This is a genomic window from Streptomyces sp. SID11385 (assembly GCF_010548245.1).
Lineage (GTDB): Bacteria > Actinomycetota > Actinomycetes > Streptomycetales > Streptomycetaceae > Streptomyces.
The window spans coordinates 1-5,088 of record NZ_JAAGLR010000830.1 but is presented as its reverse complement, the minus strand read 5'-3'; the positions used below and the strand labels follow the sequence as shown (position 1 = coordinate 5,088).

Here is a 5,088-nt window from a genome sequence, read left to right as displayed (position 1 = left end):
CCGCCGGAGGGCGCCTCCTCGTCGTCCTCGACCGCTTCGCGGTGCCGCCCCCGCCGCTGCCCGCCCCACCGCGCCGCGCGCCCGCCCGCCCCCGCCCGGGGCCGCTCCTCGAACTGCGCGGCATCTCGTACGCGTACGGGCCCGGGGCCCGCCCGGTGCTCGACCGGCTCGACCTCGCCCTCGGCCCCGGGGAACGGCTCGCCGTCATCGGCCCGAGCGGAGCGGGCAAGTCGACGCTCGCCGCGCTCGTCGCGGGAGTCCGCGTCCCCACGGCCGGTCAGGTCCTCTGGTACGGGCACCCGCCCGGCGACACCGATCCCGGGCTCTTCCGCACCCTCGCCCCGCAGCAGGCGTACCTGCCCGAGGGCACGCTCCGCGAGGCCGTCGCCTACCTGCGCCCGGACGCGGACGACGCGGCGCTCGCGGCCGCGGCAAGGGCTGTCGGGCTCGACGCGGTCCTGCGGTCCGTGGGGGGCTGGGACGTACCGGTGCGGCCGGGCCGGCTCTCGCCCGGTGAGCGCCAGCTCGTCGCTCTCGCCCGCGCCTGGCTCTCGCCCGCTCCGCTCCTCGTGCTCGACGAGGCCACGAGCCACCTGGACCCGCGGGCCGAACTGCGCGCCGAGCGCGCTCTGGCCGCCAGGCCCGGCACGACCCTCGTGCTCGTCGCCCATCGCCCGGCGACCGCCGCGCGCGCCACCAGGGTCCTGCTCCTGGACGGCGCCCGCACCGACTGCGGCACGCCGGGGGAACTGGCCGCCCGCTCGGCCCTGTTCCGGGAGCTGACGGGCGCCGCCGTGCCCCCCGCCTCACAGCCAGCCGGCCTCCTTGGCGAGCCGGATGGCGTCCAGCCGGTTGCGCGCGCCGGTCTTGCGGATCGCCGCCGCGAGGTAGTTGCGGACCGTGCCGGCCGCGAGGTGCAGACGCCCCGCTATCCCGGCCACCGACTCGCCCTCGGCGGCGAGCCCGAGGACGCGTAGCTCGCGGTCCGACAAGGGCGACTCGGCGACCCGCAGCAGGCCGAACGCCAGCGTCTCGTCCAGGTGCCTGCCCCCGGCGGCGACCTTGCGCACCACGGCGGCGAGGTCCCCCGACTCGCCATACTTGTCCACGTACCCGCCCGCGCCCGCGTGGAAGGCGCGGCGCAGGTCGCCGGGCCGCTCGCCCTTCGTCAGGATGACGAGCGAGCCTGCCTCCTGGGGCGCGCGCGAGGAGCGGAGGGTCTCTATCTCGGTGAGCAGGCCCAGGGAACCCGGACAGTCGAGGTCGAGGACGTAGACGTCGGGAAGGCAGGTGTCGGCCGCCCGTCCCACCTCGCCGGGGCCCGCGGTCTCCACGTGCAGATCCGTGTCGGCCGCGAGCAGCGCCCGCAACGCGACCCGCCAGAGCGGGATCTCGTGCACCAGCAATATCTTCGTGCGAAGCGGCACCCGGAACTCCCCTGGCTTCGTATGACCGGGGCGACTCCCGCCCGGTACCGATCAGTTCACCGGAGCGGGTGCCCGCGCGTGCGCGATAGCCACGCATTGGCCGGAAGGGGACGAGGCGGAGGCGGCGCGCGAGGGCGCGGAACGCGCGCCCCGTGCGCCCCCTGGGGAGCCTGGTGCGGCGCGCGAGCCGGGGAGGGGCTGGGCCGCCGTCAGGAGGCGGAGCCGTCCGGGACCGGCGCCGCGGGCAGGGCGGGGCGGGGTACGGCGGCGTGGGGGACGGGGCGGGGTACGGCGGCGTGGGGGACGGTCTCCGCCGCGGCCGTGTCCGCGCCGTCCCCGGCCCGGCGCGGCAGGGTGAACGTGATGGCGGTCCCGGGGCCCTCGGCCGGGGTGAGGGAGATGGTCCCGCCGTGGTACTCCACGACCTTCTTGCAGATCGCGAGACCGATGCCGCTGCCCGGATAGGTGTCCTTGGTGTGCAGGCGCTGGAAGATGACGAAGACGCGTTCCGCGTACTCCGGTTCGATGCCGATCCCGTTGTCCGTGACGGTGAACCGCCACGCGTCCCCCTCCGGCGCGACGCCCACGCGGATCTCGGGCGGGCGCTCCGGGGAGCGGAACTTCACGGCGTTCGAGAGCAGGTTCTGCCAGAGCATCCCGAGCTGCGTGGGGTCCCCGGTGACGGCCGGCAGCGCGTCGCGCGTGATCCGCGCCCCGGCCTCCTCGATCGCCATCCCGAGCGTGTCGAGGGTCCGCCCGACCAGCGCGTCGAGGTCGACGCGCTCGTGCTTGTCGGTCAGGCGGCCGATGCGCGAGAAGGCGAGCAGGTCGTTGATGAGCACCTGCATCCGGTTGGCGCCGTCCACCGCGAAGGCGATGTACTGGTCGGCGCGGGCGTCGAGTTCGCCCGCGTAACGGCGCTGGAGCAGCTGCGTGAAGCTGGAGACCTTCCGCAGCGGTTCCTGGAGGTCGTGCGAGGCGATGTAGGCGAACTGCTCCAGCTCCTCGTTGGAGCGCTTGAGGTCGGCCGTCTGCTCGTCGAGGAGCAGGCGCCGCTCTTCGCTCGTGGCCAGCTCGGCGGCCAGCCGGTGGCGCATCGACTCGACGTCCGCGCCGAGGCGACGCAGGTCGGCGGGGCCCGAGACCCTGATGCGGTGGGCGAAATCACCCCGCGTGACCCGTCCCGTGTCCGCGCTGAGCCGGTCGAGCGGGTCCGTCACGCCGCGTCGCAGCCCCTCGAAGACGGCGAGGGCGAGCAGCACGAGGATCACCCCGATCGCGAGGAAGACGCCGTCGCGCAGCCGCTCGGCGGCCCGCAGCTCCTCGACCGCGTCGGCACGCGCCGCCTTCAAGTGGTCCTGCTGGGTCGTGAGCGCCCGGCGCACCGCGTCGAAGGCGGACTTGCCCTCGGCGGCCCGCGCCGCGGCGAGCGGCACGGGGGCCCCGCCGGGGGCGGCGGCCACGGGGTGGGCGATCCGCCCCTGCCACGTGCGGGTGCGGGCGAGGACACGGTCGAGGTCGGCGCGGTTGCGTCCGTCGTCCACCAGGGTGCGCAGCCGCGCCACGGCGGTCTTCTCGTCCGCGAGGCCGCGCTCGTACGGTTCCAGGAAGCGGCGCTCGCCGGTGAGGCCGTACCCGCGCACGCCCGTCTCCTGGTTGACGAGCGCGGCCTCCAGGCGGACCGCGTTCGTCAGCGCGGGGGAGTGCCCGTCGACCAGCGTGCCGGTGAGCGAGGAGGCCCGCCCCATGGCCCAGACGCCGATGCCGCCGAGCAGTGCGAGGAGGACCAGTGCCACCGCCCCGCCCGCCCGTACCCACTTCCGGGTCGTCCACCGGGACGGCCGCCCGGCGGGCGGGGCGTCGTGCTGCTGGGGTGCGGTCATCGCGGAAACTCCTCGGGCATCCGTGTGGCCGCTCGGAACGCACGCGGCGCAGGTACTGTAGCGCCACGACAACGCTTGTTGTCACGCCCGGCTCCCTTTCCGTAGAGTGGCGGTCATGCCAGGCGTCCACTTCTCCTTGCGCATGTCCGAACCGGAACTGGAAACACGCGTCACCGAGGAACTCGCGGCCCTCGTCGAACATCTCGTGCCCGAGGTGTTCTCCTTCGTGCCCGTGCCGGAGGACGAACCCCCCGAGGCGGAGCGGACGCCGGAGCGGGCACGCGCCCTGGCACACCTGCACCTCCTCACCCACATCCAGCAGGCCGCCCTCCGCCTGGAGGCCGGCACGGCGCACGAGGCCGCCCGCGCCGGAGCCGGATACCCGCAGATCGGCCGGGCGTCCGGACTCACCCGGCAGGGGGCGCGGCGCCGCTGGCCCGGCCTCTCCACCCCGACCCCAGAACCGAGCACCGGAGACCCCGATGATGATCGCCCCTGACCGCCCCTATGACGTGCTGCTGGTCGAGGACGACGAGGCCGACGCCCTCCTTATCGAAGACGCCCTCCTCGCACGCGGTGCCCGGAACCTGACCCAGGTGCACGACGGCGTGGCCGGTCTCGACTACCTCCGCGACCGCGGCAACACCCGCCCCGACCTGATCGTGCTCGACCTCAACATGCCGCGCATGAACGGCCGCGAACTGCTCGCCGTCATCAAGCAGGACGAGGATCTGCGGACGATCCCGGTCGTGGTGCTCACCACCTCCTCGGCGCCCGACGACGTGAGCGGCGCCTACCGCCAGCACGCCAACGCCTACGTGACGAAGCCCGTCAACCTGGACGACTTCGAGCGCGCCGTGCAGAGCATCGACGCCTTCTACCTGGAGACGGTCGTCCGCCCGCCCCGGCCCTGAACCGCCCCTGCCCGTGGCCGAAGCCCCGCCCCGCAGGGGGCCGGGGCGACCTCGGGCAGGGCGTGCTGGACCCACGCCCTTACCAGGCGGGGCTGCCGTTAGCCTGCCGGCCATGGACGACCTGCCCCCGCTCGACGTGCCCGCGACCGCCACCGTGCCGGCCCTGCTGCTGCGCCCCTGGACCGAGGCCGATCTCACCGAACTGGCCCGCGTCTTCCCGCTCCCGGGCCCGCCCCGGCAGTGGCTGACCGCCGAGACGCGCGGGCGCGCGGCGGGGGAGCGGCAGGGCTTCGCGATCCGCGCGCGGACGGAGGGGGCGCCGCGCCTGGTCGGCCACCTCGTGCTCAAGACCCCCGCCGCGAGCCCCTGCGAGGTCGGCTACTGGACGGCAGAGGCCGCGCGCGGCACGGGAGTGGCGACGCGGGCGCTGCGCGCGCTGACCACGTACCTCCACGAAGAGACCGACGTGCCCCAAGTCCGCCTGCTCCACCAGGAGGACAACGCCGCCTCCTGCCGCGTCGCGGAGAAGAGCGACTACGCCTTCAGCCATGTCCTGCCCGCCTTCCCGCCGGACTTCCCGCGCGACGGGCACGTGCACATACGGCACCTGACGGCCTGACACCCCGCTCCGCCCGTCCCGCCCTCCGGAAGAAGTTCACCCGCCGTTCCCCCGCACGCCCCGGCGCCCGTGGGGGCGTCGGCGGGCACACTGCGGCCCGTACCGACAGGCCGCCCCGAGGAGGAGCAAGCGATGAGCGATGCCGTCCGCCCGAACGCCGCTTCCGGAGTCCCCGCTTCCGGCGAACCGGCGTCTTCCCGCCCCGCCCGCAGGTCGCTCCTCGCCGGAGCCGCCCTCGCCACCGC

General features: G+C 75.1%; 5 protein-coding genes and 1 pseudogene. 4 read left to right on the top strand and 2 right to left on the bottom strand.

The window, feature by feature from the left end; translation table 11 throughout:
- Positions 1 to 41 precede the first annotated feature (41 nt).
- Positions 42 to 530, top strand: a pseudogene (locus G3I42_RS37835) (ATP-binding cassette domain-containing protein); the annotation flags it as partial.
- A 276-nt stretch (positions 531 to 806) separates the two neighbouring features.
- Here the strand turns inward: G3I42_RS37835 and G3I42_RS25295 are convergent.
- Both G3I42_RS25295 and G3I42_RS25290 read right to left on the bottom strand, forming a co-directional pair.
- Positions 807 to 1,427: a response regulator transcription factor gene (locus tag G3I42_RS25295; protein WP_343244660.1), complete on the bottom strand. Its 621-nt coding sequence runs from the start codon at positions 1,425 to 1,427 to the stop codon at positions 807 to 809.
- 209 nt (positions 1,428 to 1,636) lie between these two features.
- Positions 1,637 to 3,310 carry a sensor histidine kinase gene (locus G3I42_RS25290; protein ID WP_164289617.1) on the bottom strand — a complete coding sequence of 558 codons (1,674 nt, stop codon included), beginning with the start codon at positions 3,308 to 3,310 and terminating at the stop codon, positions 1,637 to 1,639.
- A gap of 115 nt (positions 3,311 to 3,425) precedes the next feature.
- Between G3I42_RS25290 and G3I42_RS25285 the strand changes: the two genes are divergently transcribed.
- The 3 genes from G3I42_RS25285 to G3I42_RS25275 all read left to right on the top strand — a co-directional run bounded on the left by G3I42_RS25285 (position 3,426) and on the right by G3I42_RS25275 (position 4,843).
- Entirely contained in the window at positions 3,426 to 3,809 is a 384-nt protein-coding gene (locus tag G3I42_RS25285; protein WP_164289615.1) for a hypothetical protein, read from the top strand.
- Positions 3,793 to 4,224, top strand: a complete 432-nt coding sequence (locus G3I42_RS25280; RefSeq protein WP_164289613.1) for a response regulator — start codon at positions 3,793 to 3,795, stop codon at positions 4,222 to 4,224. Before G3I42_RS25285 ends, G3I42_RS25280 begins: the two co-directional genes overlap by 17 nt.
- Before the next feature lie 112 nt (positions 4,225 to 4,336).
- Positions 4,337 to 4,843 carry a GNAT family N-acetyltransferase gene (locus G3I42_RS25275; RefSeq protein WP_164289611.1) on the top strand — a complete coding sequence of 169 codons (507 nt, stop codon included), beginning with the start codon at positions 4,337 to 4,339 and terminating at the stop codon, positions 4,841 to 4,843.
- The last annotated feature ends 245 nt before the right edge of the window (positions 4,844 to 5,088 follow it).

Excerpts from the sequence above, each read along its gene's own strand:
- G3I42_RS25290 (WP_164289617.1), bottom strand. The coding sequence starts at position 3,310 with ATGACCGCACCCCAGCAGCACGACGCCCCGCCCGCCGGGCGGCCGTCC.
- G3I42_RS25285 (WP_164289615.1), top strand. The coding sequence starts at position 3,426 with ATGCCAGGCGTCCACTTCTCCTTGCGCATGTCCGAACCGGAACTGGAA.
- G3I42_RS25280 (WP_164289613.1), top strand. The coding sequence starts at position 3,793 with ATGATGATCGCCCCTGACCGCCCCTATGACGTGCTGCTGGTCGAGGAC.
- G3I42_RS25275 (WP_164289611.1), top strand. The coding sequence starts at position 4,337 with ATGGACGACCTGCCCCCGCTCGACGTGCCCGCGACCGCCACCGTGCCG.